22 protein-coding genes are annotated in these 21429 nt (G+C 68.9%); 13 read left to right on the top strand and 9 right to left on the bottom strand.

The features are described from left to right. Window positions 1-306: 306 nt before the first annotated feature. The gene (locus tag QH195_RS18900; protein ID WP_280436396.1) at window positions 307-2103 is read left to right on the top strand and encodes an acyl-CoA dehydrogenase; all 1797 of its coding nucleotides are present in this window, start codon (window positions 307-309) and stop codon (window positions 2101-2103) included. Window positions 2104-2169: 66 nt separating this feature from the next. On the opposite strand, the gene QH195_RS18895 is transcribed toward QH195_RS18900, so the two are convergent. Then, window positions 2170-3933 carry a 2-isopropylmalate synthase gene (locus tag QH195_RS18895; RefSeq protein WP_348536868.1) on the bottom strand — a complete coding sequence of 588 codons (1764 nt, stop codon included), beginning with the start codon at window positions 3931-3933 and terminating at the stop codon, window positions 2170-2172. 175 nt (window positions 3934-4108) lie between these two features. Here QH195_RS18895 and QH195_RS18890 point away from each other — a divergent pair, with 175 nt between their 5' ends. The 4 genes from QH195_RS18890 to QH195_RS18875 all read left to right on the top strand — a co-directional run bounded on the left by QH195_RS18890 (window position 4109) and on the right by QH195_RS18875 (window position 7005). Next, window positions 4109-4780 carry a FadR/GntR family transcriptional regulator gene (locus QH195_RS18890; RefSeq protein WP_280436395.1) on the top strand — a complete coding sequence of 224 codons (672 nt, stop codon included), beginning with the start codon at window positions 4109-4111 and terminating at the stop codon, window positions 4778-4780. 161 nt (window positions 4781-4941) lie between these two features. Continuing rightward, window positions 4942-5742, top strand: a complete 801-nt coding sequence (locus QH195_RS18885; protein ID WP_280436394.1) for an ABC transporter ATP-binding protein — start codon at window positions 4942-4944, stop codon at window positions 5740-5742. A 77-nt stretch (window positions 5743-5819) separates the two neighbouring features. Then, on the top strand, window positions 5820-6425 hold the full coding sequence (locus tag QH195_RS18880; RefSeq protein WP_280436393.1) for a QsdR family transcriptional regulator: 606 nt from the start codon (window positions 5820-5822) through the stop codon (window positions 6423-6425). Window positions 6426-6438: 13 nt separating this feature from the next. Continuing rightward, a complete protein-coding gene (locus QH195_RS18875) occupies window positions 6439-7005 on the top strand; it encodes a nucleotidyltransferase family protein (RefSeq protein ID WP_280436392.1) in 567 nt (188 codons plus the stop codon). On the opposite strand, the gene QH195_RS18870 is transcribed toward QH195_RS18875, so the two are convergent. Next, window positions 6939-8084: an XdhC family protein gene (locus QH195_RS18870; protein WP_280436391.1), complete on the bottom strand. Its 1146-nt coding sequence runs from the start codon at window positions 8082-8084 to the stop codon at window positions 6939-6941. The genes QH195_RS18875 and QH195_RS18870 overlap by 67 nt on opposite strands. A gap of 330 nt (window positions 8085-8414) precedes the next feature. Here QH195_RS18870 and QH195_RS18865 point away from each other — a divergent pair, with 330 nt between their 5' ends. From QH195_RS18865 to QH195_RS18840, 6 genes are all read left to right on the top strand, one after another. Continuing rightward, entirely contained in the window at window positions 8415-10760 is a 2346-nt protein-coding gene (locus QH195_RS18865; RefSeq protein WP_280436390.1) for a xanthine dehydrogenase family protein molybdopterin-binding subunit, read from the top strand. Beyond that, window positions 10757-11632 carry an FAD binding domain-containing protein gene (locus QH195_RS18860; RefSeq protein ID WP_280436389.1) on the top strand — a complete coding sequence of 292 codons (876 nt, stop codon included), beginning with the start codon at window positions 10757-10759 and terminating at the stop codon, window positions 11630-11632. The genes QH195_RS18865 and QH195_RS18860 overlap by 4 nt, the downstream gene beginning before the upstream one ends. Further along, window positions 11625-12125, top strand: coding sequence for a (2Fe-2S)-binding protein (locus QH195_RS18855; RefSeq protein ID WP_280436388.1), 501 nt, complete (start codon window positions 11625-11627; stop codon window positions 12123-12125). The genes QH195_RS18860 and QH195_RS18855 overlap by 8 nt, the downstream gene beginning before the upstream one ends. A gap of 28 nt (window positions 12126-12153) precedes the next feature. Then, the gene (locus QH195_RS18850; protein WP_280436387.1) at window positions 12154-12858 is read left to right on the top strand and encodes an SRPBCC family protein; all 705 of its coding nucleotides are present in this window, start codon (window positions 12154-12156) and stop codon (window positions 12856-12858) included. A gap of 343 nt (window positions 12859-13201) precedes the next feature. Beyond that, on the top strand, window positions 13202-13525 hold the full coding sequence (locus QH195_RS18845) for a DMT family transporter (RefSeq protein WP_280424450.1): 324 nt from the start codon (window positions 13202-13204) through the stop codon (window positions 13523-13525). Further along, window positions 13522-14079 (top strand): TetR/AcrR family transcriptional regulator, encoded by a 558-nt coding sequence (locus tag QH195_RS18840; RefSeq protein ID WP_280436386.1) that lies wholly within the window; start codon window positions 13522-13524, stop codon window positions 14077-14079. The genes QH195_RS18845 and QH195_RS18840 overlap by 4 nt, the downstream gene beginning before the upstream one ends. 419 nt (window positions 14080-14498) lie before the next feature. Here QH195_RS18840 and QH195_RS18835 read toward each other — a convergent pair whose 3' ends face one another. The 6 genes from QH195_RS18835 to QH195_RS18810 form a co-directional block, all read right to left on the bottom strand. Next, on the bottom strand, window positions 14499-15128 hold the full coding sequence (locus QH195_RS18835) for a DUF305 domain-containing protein (protein ID WP_280423519.1): 630 nt from the start codon (window positions 15126-15128) through the stop codon (window positions 14499-14501). 81 nt (window positions 15129-15209) lie between these two features. After that, window positions 15210-15665, bottom strand: coding sequence for a hypothetical protein (locus tag QH195_RS18830; protein WP_280436385.1), 456 nt, complete (start codon window positions 15663-15665; stop codon window positions 15210-15212). 240 nt (window positions 15666-15905) lie between these two features. After that, complete coding sequence (locus QH195_RS18825) at window positions 15906-16220, bottom strand: hypothetical protein (RefSeq protein WP_062979654.1); 315 nt, start codon at window positions 16218-16220, stop codon at window positions 15906-15908. A 307-nt stretch (window positions 16221-16527) separates the two neighbouring features. Next, complete coding sequence (locus QH195_RS18820; protein ID WP_280436398.1) at window positions 16528-16767, bottom strand: acyl carrier protein; 240 nt, start codon at window positions 16765-16767, stop codon at window positions 16528-16530. A 167-nt stretch (window positions 16768-16934) separates the two neighbouring features. After that, window positions 16935-18023: an NAD(P)-dependent alcohol dehydrogenase gene (locus QH195_RS18815; RefSeq protein WP_280436384.1), complete on the bottom strand. Its 1089-nt coding sequence runs from the start codon at window positions 18021-18023 to the stop codon at window positions 16935-16937. Between the two features lie 2 nt (window positions 18024-18025). After that, window positions 18026-18493, bottom strand: coding sequence for a DUF4334 domain-containing protein (locus QH195_RS18810; RefSeq protein WP_280423523.1), 468 nt, complete (start codon window positions 18491-18493; stop codon window positions 18026-18028). Between the two features lie 91 nt (window positions 18494-18584). Between QH195_RS18810 and QH195_RS18805 the strand changes: the two genes are divergently transcribed. Next, window positions 18585-19151, top strand: a complete 567-nt coding sequence (locus QH195_RS18805; RefSeq protein WP_280436383.1) for a TetR/AcrR family transcriptional regulator — start codon at window positions 18585-18587, stop codon at window positions 19149-19151. Between the two features lie 10 nt (window positions 19152-19161). Here QH195_RS18805 and QH195_RS18800 read toward each other — a convergent pair whose 3' ends face one another. Then, complete coding sequence (locus QH195_RS18800) at window positions 19162-20001, bottom strand: TetR/AcrR family transcriptional regulator (RefSeq protein ID WP_280436382.1); 840 nt, start codon at window positions 19999-20001, stop codon at window positions 19162-19164. Window positions 20002-20058: 57 nt separating this feature from the next. On the opposite strand from QH195_RS18800, the gene QH195_RS18795 reads away from it, so the two are divergent. Next, window positions 20059-21429 carry an NAD(P)/FAD-dependent oxidoreductase gene (locus QH195_RS18795; RefSeq protein ID WP_280436381.1) on the top strand — a complete coding sequence of 457 codons (1371 nt, stop codon included), beginning with the start codon at window positions 20059-20061 and terminating at the stop codon, window positions 21427-21429.

Below are 21429 nucleotides of genomic sequence, written 5' to 3'. Positions count from 1 at the left end.
GCGTTCGACTTCCTCGGCGCGGCCTGCCATGGAACGCGGCCGATCGACGATCCTCGGCGCCCTCGATTCCCACCACCGGGCCGGTTCGGGGGCGTGGCGGGCTCCGACCGCCTCCGCGCTCCTCGCTGGCGGGCCCTGCCCCCATCCCGGGCCCGCGGCCCCCCCGAGCTCCGTTCCGTGCCACGGGCCCGTCCGGACCACTACGCTCGAAACCTACGGCGACGCTGGTGTGGCACGGACCCGCGACAACCGTCACCACTGCCGGTATTTGATACTCTGACGAGAACTTGTACCGAAAGGGTGGTTATGCGGTCTACTCTGCTGTCCCGGCGCGACCTCGACTTCCTGCTCTACGAATGGCTCGACGTCGAGGACCTGATCGGACGGCCGCGATTCGCCGACCATTCGCGCCAGACGTTCGACGCCGTGCTCGACCTGAGCGAACAGCTGGCCACCAGATACTTCGCCACCCACAACAAACTCAACGACGCCCACGAACCGACCTTCGACGGCGAAACCGTCACCATCATCCCGGAGGTCCGCGCCGCGCTCACCGCGTTCGCCGAGGCGGGCATGGTCGGGGCGACCATGGACACCGATCTCGGTGGCGCGCAACTCCCCGCCGCGGTCGCGCAGGCGGCTTTCGCCTGGTTCCACGCCGCCAACCCGGGTACCAGCGCCTATCCGCTGCTCACCATCGGCAACGCCAACCTGCTCATCGCCCACGCCGGCGAAGATCTGGTGCGGCGTTTCGTTCCACCCATGCTCGAGGGCCGGTATTTCGGCACCATGTGCCTGTCCGAACCCCAGGCCGGGTCCTCGCTCGCCGATATCGTCACCCGCGCCGAACCCCACGCCGACGGCACCTACCGGCTGTTCGGCACCAAGATGTGGATCTCGGGCGGCGATCACGAACTCGGCGACAATATCGTGCACCTGGTGCTGGCGAAGATCCCCGGCGGCCCGGCGGGCACCAAGGGGATCTCACTGTTCGTGGTACCGCGGTTCCTGGTCCACGAGGACGGCTCGCTCGGCGAACGCAACGATGTGGCGCTGGCCGGGCTCAACCACAAGATGGGCTTCCGCGGCACGGTCAATACGGTCCTCAACTTCGGCGAGGGCCGCTGGACCCCGCAGGGTGCCCCCGGTGCGATCGGTTATCTGGTCGGCGAACCGCACCAGGGCCTGAAGTACATGTTCCACATGATGAACGAGGCGCGCAGCGGAGTCGGGCTGGTCGCCGCCGCCCTCGGCTACACCGGCTACCTCGAATCCCTCGACTACGCCCGCACCCGCCCCCAGGGCCGCACCAAGGGCGCCGCCGACCCGGCCGCCCCGCAGCGCCCGATCATCGAACACGCCGATGTGAAACGGATGCTGCTGGCGCAGAAGAGCTATGCCGAGGGCGGGCTGGCCCTGGTGTTGTACTGCGCCCGCCTGATCGACGAACAGCACACCGCCGAATCCGACGACGAACGCCGGGCACGCACGCTGCTGCTGGACATCCTCACCCCGATCGCGAAGAGCTGGCCTTCGCAGTGGTGCCTGACCGCGAACGATCTCGCCATCCAGGTTCTCGGCGGTTACGGCTACACCCGCGAATACAACGTCGAACAGCACTATCGCGACAACCGCCTCAACCCCATCCACGAAGGTACGCACGGCATCCAGGGCCTGGACCTGCTGGGCCGCAAGGTCACCCAGCAGGGCGGGGCGAGCCTGCGCGAACTCGACGGCCGCATCCGGGCCACGCTTGCGGCCGCGCACGAACTCGGCGGTGAGCCCGCCGAACTCGCCGACCGGCTGGAGAAGACGTGGACCCGCCTGATCGCGGTCACCGGCGGCCTGTTCGCCGCCGGTGATATCGAGGTCGCGCTGGCCAACAGTTCCGTCTACCTGGAAGCTTTCGGCCACCATGTGGTGGCCTGGATGTGGCTCGAACAGATGCTCGCGGCCCACGGCCGGACCGGCGACTTCTACGACGGCAAACGGCACGCGGCCCGGTATTTCTTCCGGCACGAACTCCCGCGTACGGGACCGCAGTTGGATCTTCTCGGCGATTTGGATACGACTACCCTCGATATGGCCGAGGGTTGGTTCTGATCGAGCCGGCTGCTCCCCGCCCGCGCGAGGAGCAGCCGGGATCCGGGTGCCACCGGCCGCCCCGGCTCACCCGGGATCGATGATCCCGGCGGCACGCACCACCGCCGCCACTGCCGCCGCCGATGCCGAATCGGCTCGGGCACACGACCAGCCGATCCGGCCTGCCCGCCGATACTCCAGGTAGGCGATCGCATGTCCGGCGACGGGGTGCCCGGACAGGCTCAGCACCTCGATCGGGCGGCCGGCCTGCCCCAGTGCCGACACCACCGCAGCCGGCCGATCGTCGCCCGCATGGGTACTCCGGTGTGGCCGGCCGTCGACCACGAGTCCCACTGTGATCACCGGGGACTCCTCCGGACCCGCCACGGCCAGGTCCTTCAACTGGACCGCCGGCGGTTCCGGCGCATCCAGGTAGGTCGCGTCGAACAGCGCACGCAGTTCGGCCGCGCTCACCTCTGCCCCGGACCCGTCGGTGTACCGCTGCACCTGCCGGGCGAAATGGATCTGCAACCGCCGGGGCAGATCCAAACCGTGCTCGGCCTCGAGCAGATAGGCGATGCCACCCTTGCCGGACTGCGAATTCACCCGGACCACAGCGTCGTAACCACGCCCGATATCGGCCGGATCGATGGGCAGATACGGCACTCGCCACTCGATCTCGTGCTCGGGACGGGCGGTGCGCGCCGCCCGCTCCCGATGCTCGGCGAATCCCTTCTTGATAGCGTCCTGATGGGTGCCGGAGAAGGCCGTGTGCACCAGATCCCCGACATAGGGATGCCGCGGGTGGACCGGCAGGCGGGTGCAGTATTCGACCGTGCGCCGGATTTCGTCGATATCGGAGAAATCGATCATCGGGTCGACACCCTGCGCATGGAGATTCAAGGCCAGCGTGGCGATATCGACATTGCCGGTACGTTCACCGTTGCCGAATACACAGCCCTCCACCCGTTGCGCGCCGGCCAGCACCGCGAGCTCGGCGCAGGCCACCCCGGTACCGCGGTCGTTGTGGGGATGCACCGACAGGACGACACTGTCGCGGCGGGCCAGGTTGCGGTGCATGTACTCGATCTGGTCGGCGTACACATTCGGTGTGGCGATCTCCACCGTGGCCGGCAGGTTCAGGATCACCGGACGCTGTGGACTCGCCTGCCACAGCTCGGTGACGCTGTCGCAGATATCCAGCACGTATCCGGGCTCGGTCTGGTTGAACACCTCCGGGGAGAACTGGAAACGTACCCGGGGCAGGTCACCGGCGAGTTCCAGAACATCGCGGGCGCCGGCCAGAATCAGCTCCCGGACTTCGCGGGAATTCTTGCCCAGTACGGTGTCCCGCCAGATCGGCGCGGTCGCGGTGTACAGATGGATCACCACCTCGTTGGCCAGCCCGCGCACCGATTCCACCGTCCGGGCGATCAGGTCTCGCCGCGCGGGAGTGAACACCACCACGGTGACGTCCGGCGGCGCTATACCGGTGTCGGCCAGCACCCGCACGAAATCGAAATCGGCCTGCGAGGCCGAGGGATAACCGACCTCGATCTCCTTGTATCCCATGGCGACCAGCAGGGTGAAGAACCGGCGTTTGCGTTCGGGGTCCATCGGTTCGGCCAGTGCCTGATTACCGTCGCGCAGATCCACCGGGACCCACAGCGGGGCCTGCCGGATCCGGGCACCGGGCCAGTGCCGCTCCTGCTCGGGAATCTGCATCCGATCGTGGATATCGCGGTACCGGTGCGACGGCATCTGTGAGCGCCGCTGCCGGAACCAGTCCGGCGCGGCCTCGGGAATCGCGCCGGCGGGAGTGTCGATGGTGGGGTATGTCTGCGTGGTCATGGGGATTCGCCCCGAACCTTCCTGTTCGTTCGGCCGCACGGAAACGGTGATCGGCCGACGACAGACCCCACGGCGGGGCGGCCGATCGTTCAGGCCCCGCCGTGGCGGCCGAGGAGAAGCTGCTGCGACATATGGCAGACTGTACACAACTCCTCAGACAAGTAGCGAGGTTCGGATGGTTACCCAGGTACGACGCCACCCCTTGGCCGAGCAAGCAGCCGATCTACTGCTCGCGCGTATCCGCGCCGGCGAATGGCCGCTCGGGCATAAGCTGCCCGGCGAGACAACGCTCGCCGCCCAGCTCGGAGTGGGCCGTTCCACGTTGCGTGAGGCGGTACGGGTCCTCGCCGGCAAGGGCGTCCTCGCCAGCCGGCAGGGTGCGGGCGTCTTCGTGACGGCACTGGACATCCCCGAGGACTGGGATATCGTGCTGCGCCGGGCCACCATCGCCGCGGTTCTCGAAGCCCGGATCGCCATCGAGGCGGAGGCCGCCGCATTGGCCGCGCACCGTCGAACTCCCGCCGATCTGCGGGCCATCCGGCGGGCGTTGTCGGTGCGGGCCGCCGAGCACCGCCGTATCGCCGACCTGGTCGACGCCGATACGGCATTCCACCGCGCCGTGATCGTGGCCGCCCACAACGACATCCTGACCCAGCTGTTCGATACCTTCCTCCCCCGTTCGCGCGCCGCCATGATCGATATGCTGCACCTGCGTCCGATGCCGGCCCCGGACGAGGATCACGCCGCACACGAACGGCTCGCCGAGGCGATCGCCGCACGCGATCCCGCGGCCGCCGCCACGTACAGCCGCGCCCACCTCCAGACCATCAAGGAAGCCTTCGCGTGAGGGGCGCCCCGGCGGTAACGGTGGCAGTTCCATACCGGTAGACCGCAGCGCGGCTTCACCACGACAGGCCCGGCTCATATGCGCCGGCACAACCTGAGAGAGTCCCCGAGTCGTAACAGCGCCTCCTCGCGCAGATCCCGCCCACGTCCAAAGGAAACACAGTGAACACGACCGTTCTGGAACTGACCGACGTCACCTTCCGGCGCGACGGCACTCCGATCATCGACGGTATTTCGCTGACCGTCCGCACCGGCGAGCACTGGGCACTACTCGGCCCGAACGGGGCGGGCAAAAGCACCTTGCTCGGATTCTGTGGTGCGCTCACCCATCCCACCAGCGGCACTGTCCGGATCCTCGGCGAACAACTCGGGCGGGTGGAACTGCAGAAACTGCGGCGCTCCATCGGACATGTGAATCCCCGTCATCCGTTGCGGTCGCCGCTGACGGTGCGCGAGGTCGCGCTCACGGGGCTCACGGGCACCGTCGACCTCCCGATGCGCTGGGTGCCGCCTCCGGCGGAGATCGATGCCGCGACCAGCGCCCTCGAGTCGGTGGGCATGGCCGCCAAGGCCGAACGGACCTGGCCCACCCTCTCTCAGGGCGAGCGGGGCCGGGCCCTGATCGCTCGCGCGCTCATCACCGCGCCGCGCCTGCTATTGCTCGACGAACCGACGACCGGACTCGATGTGGCCGCACGCGAACAGCTGCTGCACACCATCGACACCCTGGACCGGACGCTGCCCGACCTCGCGTCCGTCCTGGTGACCCACCACCTCGAGGAACTGCCGACGAGTACCTCTCATGCGCTGCTGATCGCCGAGGGACGTACGGTCGCCACCGGTGCTGCCGACGAAACCATCACCACGGCAACTATTTCCGCGGCTTTCGACCATCCCGTCCGGGTCGACCGGCAGGGCGGCCGCTGGTCCGCGCGGTCCCCGCTGACCCAGCCGGTGGCCTGAGCCCTACACTCGGAGCCGCGGTACCCACCGGACATCTCCCTTTAGATACACAAGACATTATGTGTATCGTAACGGAGGTGACCACAGCCAGCCGCACCTCCCGACCACCCGGCCGTCCCGCCTCGGCCACCCGTGAAGAAGTCGTCGCCCTGGCCCGGCAGGCCTTTCTGGCCGGCGAACGGGTCGATGTCCAGGCGATCGCCGCCCAGCTCAAATTGAGCCGCGCCTCGATCTACCGCTGGTTCGGCTCCCGCGACGGCGTACTGGGCGCGGTCCTTTCCGGGGAATTCGAATCGCTCATCGAACGCGCGGACGCCCGGCGCCGGGATACGGGCGCCCGGCGCATCCTGACGGTGCTCGACCGGGTCAACCGCTGGATGGCCGGTAACGAGCCGTTCCGGCGTTATTTCGAGAACGAACCCCTGGCCGGGCTGCGCATCCTGACCTCCAGCGACGGCCCGGTCCAGCCGCGCGTCCTGGCCGCGGTGGAACAACTCATCACCCGCGCCGAGGAACAGGACGGATACGCACCGCAGCTGGAACGTCCGCTGCTCGCCTACTCCCTGGTGCGGCTGGGTGAGGCATTCCTCTACCACGACAACGTGACCGGTCTCCGCGGCGATGTCGACCGGCTGCACCAGGTGCAGGCCGCGCTGCTGGGTATCGATCTGCCGCGGGAATAGGCCGCACCCGGCCATGAGTTCCGACAGCATCCATCGGCACACGGAAGCCGCAGGGGTTGTCCTTGCCGCCGGCGCCGGCCGCCGGTTCGGCCGGCCGAAGGCCGAGGTCCGATTCGACGGGGAGCGATTCGTGGACCGTGCCGTCCGGCTGTTGCGCGACGGCGGCTGTACGCGGGTGATCGTGGTGTCGGGTGCGGTGGCGCTGCAGGTCGAGGATGCCACGGTCGTGCACAATCGCAACTGGGCCGGCGGTATGGGTTCGTCGCTGGTCACCGGATTGCGCGCGGTCCACGAAAGCGCGGCGGTGGTGGTGCCGGTCGATATGCCCTGGCTGGGGTCCGGCGCCGTCCGCAGACTTCTCGGCACCGGCGCACGCCTCGCCGTGGCGACCTACGGCGACCGCACCGGGCACCCGGTGCTCCTCGGGTCCGAATATTTCCCGGCGGTGGCGGCCACCGCGGTCGGCGATATCGGCGCACGCACGTTCTTGGCCGCCAATCGCGAACTGGTTCGCTATGTTCCGTGCGACGACACCGGCTCGCCCGACGATGTCGACACTCCACAGGACCTGATCCGCTGATTCCCGGAATGCTCCGCCGCAGACGGCGCGTGAATCGGCCGGCTGGTGGCCGACAGCGAACGCGCCGATCCACCGTGCCGGTGCGCGATGATCTCCGCACCAATGGCAACCGCCGTCTCCTCCGGTGTGCGGCCACCCAATTCGAGCCCGATGGGGGAATGCAGCCGCGCCAGTTCGCCCGCGGTGACACCGGCCTCGCGCAACCGGTCCCGACGCTCGGTATCGGCGCGGCGCGACCCCATGGCGCCCACGTAGGCCACCGGCAGCCGCAGCGCTTCGACCAGAACCGGAATATCGAACTTCGGATCGTGAGTGAGCACGCACAGCACGGTGCGCGAATCAACCTCGGTGGTGCGCAGATAGCGATCCGGCCACTCGGTGACCACATCGTCGGCATCCGGATGTCCGGCCCGGTCGGCGAAAACCGGCCGGGCCTCGCAGATCGTGACGTGATATCCCAGCAGCCGCCCCACCCGGGCGAGCGCGCCGGCGAACACATTGGCACCGAAGACGATCATCCGCGGTGGTGCGGCGAAGGATTCGACGAACAGCTCCCGGGCCGAGGCCCCGGATCCCATCGTCCGTATTCCGCAGGCGCCTTCGAGCACCATGGTGCGAGCGAGTGCCAGCATCGAATCCGGCGGGTCACCACCTGATCCGACCGCTGAATCGCCGGTGACGGCTACCGTTTCCCCGGTCGTGAGATCGCGGACCAGTGCCGCGGGGCCGAGCGCATGCAACGCTGCTTCGAGTGCCGGCCGTTCGGCCGCGGTGACCCGCTGGACGAAAACCTCGAGTTCACCGCCGCAGGTGAGGCCGACGGCGAACGCGTCGGAATCGCTGTACCCGAAGCTCTGCCGGGCAGGTGTCCCGGAGGCCAGCACCGCGGTGCACAGGTCGTAGACGGCGCCTTCGACACATCCGCCGGACAGGCTGCCCCGGACCGCTCCGGAGTCATCCACCGCCATACTCGCTCCGAGCGGCAGCGGTGCGCTTCCGCGGATATCGACCACCGTCGCCAGGGCGTACTCGATCCCCCGGGCATGCCACCCGGCCAGGTGCGGGGCCAACTCGCGCATACGCCACCTCCTCGCCGCAGCACAGCCGGAAACCTCGGACAACATGCGAGAATATCACTTTCCTAAATTGACATTGCAATTCTTAGAACCGGCATATCCTGTATTGACACCGCGAAGAGGGCGATGCTAAACAGGTGCTCAGCACCGGTGTGCCGAACCCTGCAATACCGGACCGCCGACCGGACCGGCCGAAACGAGTACCGCACAGCGGTTCCGGGCGCCCGTACGCCGGTGCCCGCGCTATCCCGCGAACGGAGGAACGCACCGGATGGGTCGAAACAGGCTGTTCCGCAGCGCCACACCCCCTACCCCGACGCGACGGAGCCGACGATGAGCACAACCGAGAAAACGACGGCGGTCGGCGCACGGGTCCCCCGGATCGAGGATCTGCGGCTGCTCACCGGCGCCGGCACCTTCGTCGACGACATCACCCGCCCCGGCATGGTCCACGCCTGTTTCGTCCGCAGCCCGCTGCCGCGGGCCCGGATCACGGCGATCGACACCACCGAGGCCGCCGCGCTCGACGGCGTCGTGGCGGTCTACACGGCCGCCGAACTCAACCCCTTGGTCACCGAGATCTCCTACGCCCTGGACACTCCCGGCTTCCCCGAGGTGCCCCGGCCGCCGCTGGCCGAGGGCGAGGTGCGTTTCGTCGGCGACCCGGTGGTCCTGGTGCTCGCCGCCGACCGCTATATCGCCGAGGATGCCGCCGAACTCGTGGTGGTCGACTACGACCCCCTCGATCCCGTGGTCGACTACGAAACCGCCGGTACCGCGACCGAACTCGTCCACGCGGAACATCCGGGCAACTCCGCGGGTGGCCTGGCCGGGCGGGCCCCGGCCGATCTCGCCCCGGTTTTCGACGCGGCCCCGCATGTGGTGCGCCAGACCGTGCACCAGCAGGCTTACGCTCCGGTTCCGCTGGAAACGCGCGGCATCGTCGCGGAATGGACCGCGCCCACCGGTGAGATGACCGTCTGGACCTCCACCCAGTCGCCACACGAGGTACGGGGCTTCTGTTCCCGGTTGCTCGGTATCGACGAGCACCGGGTCCGGGTGATCGTGCGCGATACCGGTGGCGGGTTCGGTCAGAAGGTGGCGCCACAGCGCGAGGAAACCTGCGTGATGCTGGCGGCCCGCACCGTCCGGCATGCCGTGAAATGGATCGAGGACCGGCAGGAGAACCTGATGGCCGCCGGGGCCGCCCGCCACGAACACGGCGAGGTTGCCATGGCCTTCGACGACGACGGCCGCATCCTGGCCGCCACCATCGAGCATGTGCAGAACGTGGGGGCCTACCCGGTTCCCTCGCCGCTCACCTCCTCGATCGCGGTCGGGATGCTGTTCCCCGGCCCGTACCGGATACCGGAAGCCGGCTTCAGCACCGCCTCGTACTACTCGAACACCGTGGGCCGGGTCGCCTACCGGGGCCCCTGGCAGTTCGAATCGGTGTCCCGCGAACTGCTGCTGGATACGGCTGCCCGCCGCCTCGGGGTGGACCCCGTGGAACTGCGGCGGCGGAATATGCTGAGTCACAAGGAGATGCCGGTCGCCAACCCGAACGGGATGCCGTACTCCGACGCCTCGCCGCTGGAGACCTTCGAACAAGCGCTGCAGATCCTCGATTACGACGCCTTCCGCGCCGAACAGGCCCGGGCCCGCGCCGAGGGCCGTTATCTGGGCGTCGGAACCTGTACCTATGTGGAACCCACCACCGGCAGCACCCCGTTCCTGAGCACCGAAGGCGCGACCATCCGGATCTCGGCCACCGGCAAGGTGAACGTCTACCTCTCGGGCGGTTCGGCGGGTAACAGCCTGGAGACCACCGCGGTCCAGCTCACCGCCGATGCGCTCGGCGTGGATATCGCCGATGTGCAGACCGTCCAGGGTGATACCGCGGTGGCCCCCCAGGGGGGCGGCACCAACGGCAGCCGGTCCGGTTCCATGGCCGCCGGCGCCATCGCGCAGACGGCGGGGGTACTGCGCGAACGGATCATCGCCATCGCGGCACATCAACTCGGCGCGCCGGTCGAGGATGTCGAATTCGCACACGGCCGCGCGGGGGTCCCGGAGACCGGGAAATCGCTGTCGCTGGCCGAGATAGCGCAGATCGCGTATTTCCAGACCGAACTCCTCCCGGCGGGTGTCCCGCCCGGTCTCGAGGCCACCGGCCGGCACCGTGCCGATCAGATGATGATCTGGGCAAACGCCACCCACGTCTGCACCTGCGAGGTCGATATCGACACCGGTGCGGTGAAACTGCTGCGGTTCGTCGTCAGCGAGGACGTCGGGCCGATGATCAACCCGAATGTGGTGGAGGGCCAGATCTACGGCGGCACCGTGCAGGGTATCGGCGGCGCGCTCTACGAGCATCTGGCCTACGACGACGACGGGAACCCGGTCGCCACCACCTTCCTGGACTATCTGCTGCCCACCGCGACCGAGGTCCCGGTGATCGAGCTCGGGCACGTCGAAACCCCGAGCTCCGGCCCGGGCGGGTTCAAAGGTGTCGGCGAGGGCGGTGCGATCGGCTCGACGCCCGCGGTACTCAATGCCGTCGCCGACGCGCTGGCGCCGTTCGGTGTGCAGATCGACCGGCTCCCCCTCTCCCCGGCCCGGATCGTGGCCATGATCGACGAGGCCCGCGCGAACGGGACCACGGAGGTGACAGCATGAAACCCGCGGCCTTCGACTATCACGCGCCCGCCACCGCGGGCGAGGCAGTGGCGCTGCTGGCGGATCTCGGCGAGGAAGCCAAGATCATCGCCGGCGGGCAGAGCCTGGTGCCGATGCTGGCACTGCGGCTCGCCGTCTTCGACCATCTGGTCGACCTGCGCCGCCTGGACGAACTCCGGGGTATCGAAACCCGCGGCGAGTCGGTATGGGTCGGCGCCGGCACCACGCACGCCGCGGTGGGCCGGTCGGCGGAGATCCGCCGGGATATCCCACTGCTGCACCGGGCGACCCCACTGATCGGCCATTTCCAGATCCGCAATCGCGGCACCCTCGGTGGTGCGATCGCCCACGCCGACGCCGCCGGCGAATATCCGGTGGTGGCACTGACGCTGGACGCGCGAATGCACACCCTGTCGCCGCGCGGCATACGCGAGATCGCGGCAGCGGACTACTTCACCGGAATGTGGAGCACCGCTATGGAACCCGATGAACTGCTCACCGGGGTCACCTTCCCGGTGTGGCGGGGACGCACCGGTTTCGCGATCGAGGAATTCGCCCGCCGGGCGGGCGATTTCGCCATGGCCGGCGCCACCGTCGCGGTACGCCTGGACGCGGACTCCCGGATCGAGCAGGTCGCGCTGGGGCTGTTCGGCCTGGCGCCGACCCCGCTGCGGGCCACCACCGCGGAGTCCGAAGTACTCGGGCGCCCGGCGGCCGGGGTCGATCCGGTGGAGGTCGGGCGGTCCGCCACCGCGGCACTGAACGCTGTTCCCGCCGATATCCACGGATCCGCCGAGTACCGGCGCCGGATCGGGGCGGTCATGGTCGCGCGGGCCTGGATTCGCGCGGTAGAGGAGGCGAGCAATGACTGATATCGAGATCTCGGTGGTGATCAACGGGGTCCGGCGCCGGGACCGGATCCCGCCCCGGCGCACCCTGGCCGACTACCTGCGCGAGACCTGCGGTCTCACCGGCACCCATCTCGGCTGCGAGCACGGCGTCTGCGGTGCCTGTTCGGTTCTGCTCGACGGCGCGGCGGTTCGCGCGTGCCTGGTCTTCGCCGTGCAGGCGGACGGCGCGGAGGTGACCACGGTCGAGGGCCTGGCCGAACCGGACGGCCGGCTGTCCCCGGTGCAGCAGGCGTTCCGCGACCACCACGGCCTGCAGTGTGGTTTCTGCACACCGGGATTCGTCGTCTCCGCCACCGCCTTCCTCGCGGAGAACCCCGATCCCGGCGACGACGAGATCCGCGAGGCACTGTCCGGGAACATCTGCCGGTGCACCGGCTATCAGGGCATCATCCGGGCCGTCCGGGACGCCGCCACCACGATCGACGCCGACTCCCCCGCGACCCCGCATGCCTGAACCGGCCCACCGAAGCCAAGGACCGCGTATGAAACTCGAGAACACATTCCAGATCCCCGTTCCCGCCGCTGACGCCTGGCCCGTTCTGCTCGACCTCGAGCGGCTCGCGCCCTGCGTTCCGGGGGCGACCCTCACCTCCCGGGACGGCGACGATTTCCACGGCAAGATCAAGGTGAAACTCGGGCCGGTCGGGCTCACCTACAACGGTGTCATCAAGATCCTGTCCCAGGACGCGGAGGCCAAAGTCGCGGTCCTCGAGGGAGGCGGTCGCGAAACCCGCGGCAACGGCACCGCGAAAGCGGTGATCACCTGCCGCCTGGTCGAATCGGGCGGGGTCACGGATGTTTTCGTCGACACCGATCTGGCCATCACCGGCAAGCCCGCCCAGTTCGGCCGTGGAGCATTGGCCGATGTGGCGGGCACACTGATCGGCACCTTCGCCGACAACCTCGCCGCGGAGATCACCTCGTCGGCGGGTGGGGGCGGCAACGAAGCACCCGGTACGGCGAGCAGCTCGGCCGCTACCGGGCCTACACCCACCTCGGATGCCGCCGAGGCCACCGGATCCGCAACGGCGGCAACGCCTCTCGCCGCGCGACGCGCCGCCGAACCCATCGATCTGATGGCAGCTGCCGGACTCTCCACCAACCGTCAACTCGCACTCGCCCTGGCCGGGGCCTTGCTGGTGATCCTGTTCCTGCTGACGAGGAACCGCCGGGACTGTTCCCAGTAGACGCGCCCCGGACGGATATCCGTCGCTGGTTCGATTTCCGGCTTCCGACGGTATATCCCTCGCTGACGCACACCGGGGGCACCGGTTCGTTCTCGGACTTCCGCAGCCATAATCCGCAGACCGATACTACGACCGGCTGGAGCTGCTCAGTATCGACTCGCCGGTGCGGGCGGGCAGCGATACCCCTGGGGGACAGCCGGGCATCCACACTCGACGGCCGCCGCCCGGTGAATGGCAGGTGCGTGTTGTATCGGTTCGCCACCGGCCGGCAACCGAGCGTGCGGACAGACCACTGTGTGTACGTTTGTACATGGACAAACGTACACACACGGAGGAAGCGGTCATGGCACTGGTAATGCTCGGGCTGGCGATCGTCGCCGAAATCGTCGGAACAAGCCTGCTCAAGGCCACCGAAGGATTCACCAGGCTCTGGCCGACCGTGGCTTCGCTCGCGGCGTACTCCGTCGCCTTCGTTCTCCTGGCCCAGGCCATCGCACGTGGAATGCAGGTCGGATTCGCCTATGCGGTGTGGTCGGGCCTGGGCACGACCTTGATCGTCATCGTCGGCGCGCTGTTCCTGGGTGAATCGCTCGGCCCCGCCAAGATCGCCGGGGTGGCGCTGGTGGTCGCCGGCGTGGTCACCCTCAACCTGGCGGGCGCGCATTGACCCCCCGGGATCCGCACCGGCGCCGCCGCATCCTCGACGCCACCCGCGCATTGATCCCGCGCCACGGGATCGCGGGGATCACCCACCGCCTGGTGGCGGCCGAAGCCGGGGTGCCGGTCGGCTCCACGACCTACTATTTCGCCGATCTGGCCGATCTCACCGAGACGGCGCTGGCCGAAACCGCTGCGGCCACCCGTGAGGCCCTGGCGGAATGGGCCGGGGAACTGGCCCGCGGCACCGATCTGCCCGCGACCCTGTCCGCGCTCGTCGCCGGCTACCTCGACCGCCCGGAGCAGATGCTCACCGTGAACGAGCTCTATCTCGCCGCGACTCGCCACCCCGAACTGCGCCCGTTGGCCCGGGTCTGGTTCGACGGACTCGTCGATATCCTCACTCCGCATACCGGGATCCCCGCGGCCCGGGCGATAGCGATGTATCTCGACGGTGTCCTGCTGCACGCGCTGTCCAGCGTTTCCCGCCTCGACACCACCGCACTCATCGCGCCCCTCTCCGCACTCGCCGCCCTCGACGACGAGCCGCCGCCCAGCGGTTGACGGAATGCCCGCGCCACCGGCGACCCCACTCAACGCGAACAGGACTTCGATCCCGGCCGCATACCGACTTACCGTTCGACCGATCGCTCTTCGGCCGTGCCACACGTCCGCGGACTGCTACCGCGCATGCGAGGAACCCGGGGCAGCGACCGACAGATCCCGATCATCCGGCCGGTGATTCTCCGCTGCAGTGGATTGATCGATCCCGAACTCGACCTCGGCCGCGCGCAACTCGGCGCGCTGGCCGTACTTGGGCAAAGTGCCGCGGTAAGGCAGGGAGGGGGGGGGGGGGGGGGGGGGGGGGGGGGGGGGGGCCCGCGGCCGCCCGGCCGCCCCGGCGCCCACGACGGGAAGCGCGCGGGGTGGGGGGGGGGGGGCGCGGGGCGCCCCCCCCGGCGGGGGCCCCACCAATCACTCGGTCAGCCTTCCAGAATCGCCTGCATCTGCTGGATTTCGGCCTGCTGGGCGTCGACGATCTGCTGTGCCATGGTCCGCGCCTGGGGATCGCTTCCCTCGGCCAGCTCGGTCTGTGCCATCTGTACCGCGCCTTCGTGGTGGTCGATCATCATGGTCAGCCACATCCGGTCGAATTCCGGACCCTGTGCCGCCTCGAGTTCGGCCATCTGCTCATCGGTCATCATGCCGGGCATACCACCGTGATGTCCGCCGGAATGGCCGGTGCCTTCGGGGACCGCAGCGCCCCACGCCTGCAGCCACCCCGTCATCGCGGTGATCTCGGGATCCTGCGCCTGCTGGATGCGGGCCGCCAGGTCGATCACCCGGGAATCGGTCGAATGCGAGGGCACCAGCGCCGCCATCTCCACGGCTTGCCGATGGTGCGGAATCATCTCCTGCGCGAAACGGATGTCGGCCTCGTTGTGCTCGCCCTCCACCGGCGAAGTGCCCGATGGACCCGCGGCCGCCGATGTGGTCATCGCACCGCTCGTCGCCTGTGTGCCCGATTCACCGGCGTCGTTCCCGCAAGCGGTCGATACCAGAGCCGAGGCGAGGAGGATGATCGCGGAGGCGGTCAGCGACTTTCTGTTCATGAGTTCGTTCTCCCTGAGTATGGGTGTTGTGACCGGCGCAGCAGCGCCGCGACCCGGATCACCGGGTCCGGCGGCCGTCCGTCACAGCCGCAACACACCCAGGGCGGCCAAACGTCGAGCGAGCGGTGGCGGGGGTCGCGCCCAGACGATCGGAGCAGCCGGGGGCACGGCGCCCGGGACGTATCCCGCTATGCCCCGGGCGACGACGAACAATGTCAGGACGAGTCCGGCCAAAGCGGCCAGCACAGCCAGGCACAGATGCAGCAATTCGTGACCCGCACCATGATCGCCGGGCCCGTCGTGAGCGGGCTCCGGCACGAGCACCTGCGGCATCGTGCAACAGTGGGCCGGACCGGACTGCGTATCGGACGGCGGCGGGAAAATCGCCTCCGCCGGGGCGGACCGGAGCAGCTCGTGCTGCGCGGGAGTGGCAGCGGGCTCGCCGGCGGCGGGCAGATGGTGCATGCCCAGCAGAGCTACCGCCAGGAATGCCGGTAGCAACCACCGAACGAGTGTTCCCGTGACGCCGGAGTGCACGAACCCGAATCTAGCAACCCGCTCGGCACATCAGGGTTGCCCGGGTGGTACCCGAAGGCCGCGAACGCGAGGCCGGGGAACCGAGCAGGCACAGTCGGCCCCGGCCGGTACGGGTCCGGAAGAGCGGGAACCGCCGGGGACCGACGGGCGGAACAATTGCCCGGTGACGACAACCCTCACGTCGTCGTCGCGATGAGCAGGGTGCACCCGAGCCGTGACCTTGCGCCCGGTAGCGGCCCGTCAGCCGCCCATGATGGCGTTCATGATCGTTCCCGCGCTGGTGGCGACTGCACCGCCCATCATGGCGCCGGCGATCTGCTTCGGCGCCGTCAGCGCGCCGCCGTTCCATTTCTCCCAGGCGAACTTACCGCCGCCGAACATGATCGCGGTGACGCCGGAGAGCAGGACGAACCAGGTCAGGTACCGGGTCATCTGGGTGATCTTGTCCGATAGTGGCGGTGCTTCCGGGGTGGGATTGCCCACCTGAGCGAGCGTTGTGTAGCTGTCGTGCAACGCCGGAAGGCCGTCGTGCAATGCGGTGAGGATCATGCTCATTCTGGTCGTGCCCCTCTCGGATGCCGGTGTATCCGGTGGCGGACGAATGCCGTTTCCGTAAAGCCGAACCCGATCGGTTATTGAAGCGCAATCGCGGCCTTCGTGGGGAGAGACGCGCCGAAAACTTCTGGTCAGCGCCGTAAACAGCGGCGTGTCGCCGATACGACACGCGGGAAGAGCTACGAGACAGCAGACGATCGGCATCCATTCGCCCCGATGGCCGCGGCCCCCGGGACCGGCGGTCACCGGCACGTTGCAATTCCACGACGGCCGCATCACAGGCTCCGCGGCGCGGTTCCGAACCGGATCAGGAGGCGGTCGTCACCGGAACCCCGAGAAGTTCCATCAGTTCGGCGAAGGTCCGCGCGGAGGCCATCTGCCGGTCGGGTAGTTCGATCCCGTACTCCTTCTCGACCAGCACGATGATCGACAACACCGTCAGCGAATCAATGCCCAGCTCGGACGGGGTGGCATGGGGCGCGATGGTGTCGAATTCCAGATCGCAGTGGGTACGCAGGAATTCGGCGATGTAGTCGCGGATCGGCATATCGGACACGGCGGCCGGCCTTTCCCGGTGCCCGGAACCGGTCGAGACAGTGGGCAATGGTCGTACCGTGCAGGATTGCGCGCCGAGGCGACTGTCGGATGACCGCTGGGCGAACGGAATTCGTCCGCCGGCTGTCGGGCTCCGGTGGCCGGGAGCCGCAGGCCGCCTCACCAGGTGAGTACCGGCTTGATCACCGACCCCGCATGCTGTCCGGCGAGCGCCGTCTCGATTTCGGTATGGGGGAAGCGGGTCACCAGCCGGTCCACCGGCAGCTCTCCCTTGCCGTAGAGGTCGAGCAGGTACGGGATGAAGGTGGCCGGCTCCGCATCGCCTTCCAGGCAACCGCGGATCGTTTTGCCCTGCAGGACCATATCGCGCACATCGATGGGCGGCACACCGGTACCGAGACCCACCGCGACCACGGTGGCTCCGGTCGCGAGCGCCGCGAACGCATCGGCCAGTACGGCGGGGATCCCGGTGGTGTCCAGGGCGTGGGTGGCCCCGCCGCCGGTGATCTCCTCGACCGTTTGCGCGGTTCCCGCCCCGGCCGGATCCAGGACGATATCTGCGCCCAGTTCGGTGGCCGTTTCCCGCCGCGCCGCAGATGTTTCCACCACGACGGTCCGCACGCCGGGGACGGTACGGGCGGCCAGCAGTGCGGCCGAGCCGACCGCTCCCCCGCCGTAGATCGCCAGCCACGCCCCGGATTCCGGTTGCAGGACGTTGAGTACCGCACCCGCGCCGGTCTGGAATCCGCAGCCGAAGGAGGCCGCCACGGCCGGGTCCACCGCCGGGTCGACGACCACGGTGTTGTCCGCGGTGGCCAGTGCGTACCCGGCGAAACTGGATTGCCCGAAGAAGCCGTCGCGCACCGGTGCACCGGCGACCAGAACGCGGGGCGATCTGTCGGCGCGGCGCCCGAAATGGTTGAGCGCGGTGGAGTGCCGGCAGTACGCGGGCCGGCCGCCCGCGCAGTTCGGACAGGCGCCGCAGTGCCGGAACGTGAGCACCACGTGGTCGCCGGGCGCCACCGAGGTCACCGAAGCACCGACCGCGGTCACGACTCCGGCCCCCTCGTGACCGAGCAGGACCGGCCGGTCCGGTTTACCCAGCACCCGGTTGACCAGGTCCGTATGACAGATCCCCGAAGCGAGGATGCGCACCAGGATCTCGTCGTCGCGGGGACCGTCGAGATCGACCGTTTCCACGGTGAACGGTGCCGCCGGATCGCGGGACAGGAGCGCGGTGGTCCGCATCGCTACACCCGTTCCAGCAGGAAGTAGAAGTACTCGCCACCGGCCAGGACCAACTCCGGGCGACCGTTCATGATGCCCATCAGGGTCGTGTCGTCGAGCCATTTGAAATGGTCGAATACGGCGCGGCCGTCATAGACCATGGTGGCGGTGACCTCGCCGCGGAATTCGATATTCCACAGGGTGGCCTCGCCGCCGCCGAGTTCCACGTTCGAGAACAGCGTGCCGTCCTCGGCCCGGCAGATCAGTGGTTTCGCATCGTCGAGCGCATGGAACGTTTTGCCGTACCACCGGCTCTTGGGCAGTGCCCGGCACAGTGGATGGCCGGTCTGGAAGGCGTCACCGCGCCATTCGCCGAGAATATCCTCGGCGCGCGCGGGCCGCAGCCGCGCCCAGAGATCGTCGAGTTCGGCGACCGATACGCCCTCGGCCTGCTCCCGCAACTGCCGCCACCGTGGCGTGTCCGCGCTCATAATCTGTCCCCTCGGCCGGTTCGGCGAACCATCTGGTTCGGAAACGACCATAGTTCCGAACCATCTGGTTCGGCAAGCTACGATCCATCGCATGCGTGCGGCTGGCCAGGCGACCCGGGAGCGGATTCTGGCGGCGGCCAAAGCGGAGTTCGCCGAGTACGGCACCGCGGGCGCCCGGATCAATCGGATCGCCGCGGCCGCGCAGGCCAGCAAGGATCGCCTCTACGCCTACTTCCCGGGTAAATCGGAACTGTTCGCCGCGGTCACCGAACAGTGGACCGCGCAGACCACCGCCGAAACCGCGCTGCGGGCCGATGATCTCCCCGGATACGTCGGCCGGCTGTTCGACCATTTCCTCGCCCATCCGGACAACGCGCGACTACAGGCGTGGGCGGATCTGGAACCCGCCGACGAGCGGATCACACAGGTATTGCGCCGCACCGTCGACCCCAAACTGGCCGAGATCAAACGTGGCCAGCGCACGGGAACGGTCACCGCCGATATCGCCGCGCCGACCCTGCTGCGCATGCTCACCGAACTTGCCCGCAGTACCGCGGTCCACAGCGGCCAGGGTCCGGCCCGCCGGATCGCCGAGCAACGGGCCGCCGTCGTCCTGGCCGCACGCCGGCTGGTCGACCCGGGCCCTGCGGCCGGCTAGCGCGCTGCCCTCAGGCCGGACCGGCCGGGGCGTCACCGTAGACCACCAGCCAGATCGAGCGGCCGAGCGCCCGCGCCAGTTCCGCATCGGATATGCCGGTACGCACCGCGAACGCCGTACTGATGGACCGTTCCACCATCGCGGCCAATACCAGCGAGGTGGCGGCCGGATCCAGTTCGGGCGCCACCCGTCCCGCGGCGCGATCGGCCTCCAGGCGCCGGCGAACCAGCTCGACGAAGCCGGCGACACGGCCACGCCAGTAAGCACCGACATCGCGGTCATAGGCGGCGAGTTCGCTCAGCGCGAGCAGCAGGAAGCGGTGCCTGCGAAAGCCCGCGATCATGGCGCTCATCGCCTCCCGCACACCCGCCTCGCGATCGGTGTGCTCGGCGTTCCACCAGCGCTCGGCCGCGGCGAACAGATCGCTCGTGGCCAACTCCGCCATGCGGATGAGCAATTGGCTCTTGTCCGGGAAGTAGCGGTAGAACGTCGACCGCGCCACCTCGGCGGTCGCGGCGATCCTCTGCACTGCGATCTCGGTGAACGGCGTCCCGTCGGCGAGCAGGTCCTCGACCGCGCGCAGCACCCGCTGCTCGAATTCGGCCCGGCGGTCGTCGTCCGGCTTCCGGGCAGGCCGGGCGGCGCGGGTCAGCGAGGGCATCCGGGGACCGCCGACTCGCTCGACCACTGTGGTGGGTGTTCGCTCGCAAGGTCCATGGGCCCATTGTGCCCGCCATCCGGCGAGGGCCGTGGGCGCCGGGGCAACCCGGATCTCGGCTACCGAGTCCCGGGGACCCTCGCGGAAAACTGTGCGGGACAGTGCGGCCCGGATGGTTGACAACCTCGCCACCACCCCGCACCATCAATCGGACATAGTGTCCGAGACTCGATGACCGAGGCGGTTCGTATGACTGACTCCCCCGCCGCGGTCGAACAAGCCGATGTCGTGGTGGTCGGCGCCCGCTGCGCCGGTTCCGCCACCGCAGCGACGCTCGCCCGGGCGGGACGCCAGGTCGTCGTCCTGGACAGCGCGCGATTTCCGTCGGACACCCTGTCCACTCATCTGCTGTGGCCGGCCGGGGTCGCCGAACTCTTCCGGCTGGGTGCGCTCGACGCGGTATCCGAACTCGGAGCTCCCGCGCTCACCCACGCCTTCGCGGCGGGCGCCGGATATACGATCACGACACCGTTTCCCGAGGTGGACGGCATCGACTACACGCTCTGCGTCCGCCGGACCGGCCTCGACCACGCACTGGTCCGCACGGCCACCCATGCGGGGGCCGAGATACGGCAGCACTGCCGAGTGACCGAACTGGTCTGGGACGGTGCGCGGTGCGCAGGTGTCCGCTACACCGGGCCCGATGGGCGCACGGCCGAACTCCGCGCCGCTTTGGTGGTCGGGGCCGACGGCCGGCGCAGTACCGTCGCGCGACTGGCGGGCGTGGAAACACCGTACGAGGCCGAACCCAGCGGTCGTGACTGCTATTTCGCCTACTGGCGCGACCGCTCCACCGACTGGCGCTCGACCGCCGCGCAATGGCGGGTGGGAGCCGATCTCGGCACGGCTTTCCCCTGCGACGACGGCCTGCTGCTCTGTCTGGTCCAGCCACCCGCCACAACCGGCAGGCTCCGTCCCGGCGACGCCGAACGCCGCTACGCCGCGGCCCTGGACCGGCTCCCGCCGCTGCGTGAACGTCTACAGGACTGTGAACAGGTCGGGCGGGCGCGGTCGGCCACCGGGATCACTTCGTATTTCCGGCGGTCGAGCGGGCCCGGCTGGGCACTACCCGGCGACTCCGGGCATTTCAAGGATCCGGTGACCGCACAGGGTATTCGCGATGCCCTGCACTACGGTCGTCTGCTGGCCGAGGCTGTGGTTCCGGTGCTGGAGGATCCCATCCGGCTGGACCACACGATCGCCGCCTGGGAACAGCGACGCGTACGCGAATGCCGGGAGATCTATCACTGGACCAACCGGCTCGCCCGCGGTACGGCGATGAGCCCGCTCGAGGTCGAACTGTACCGCGCCGCGACGACCGACCCGGATCTGGCGGCCGTCACCACCGGGATCTTCTCCCGCACCAGACGCCCCGCCGAGCTCTACACACCGGCCCGGATGGCGCGGCTGACGGCCGGTGCGCTGTGGCGGCACCGCCGTGATCCCGGTCCGGTGCTGGCCGATATCGCGCACGAGATCGCCGCCACCACTCGCGAATTCCGGGCGTCGTGCACCACCCTGCGCGGCGCCGCACCCGTCACCGGCACCTCAACCGCTTGA

Origin of the sequence: Nocardia carnea (assembly GCF_029868855.1) — a bacterium.
In the GTDB taxonomy this organism is placed as follows: domain Bacteria; phylum Actinomycetota; class Actinomycetes; order Mycobacteriales; family Mycobacteriaceae; genus Nocardia; species Nocardia carnea_A.
The sequence above is the reverse complement of the archived record's forward strand: the minus strand, read 5'-3'. Positions and strand labels throughout refer to the sequence as shown.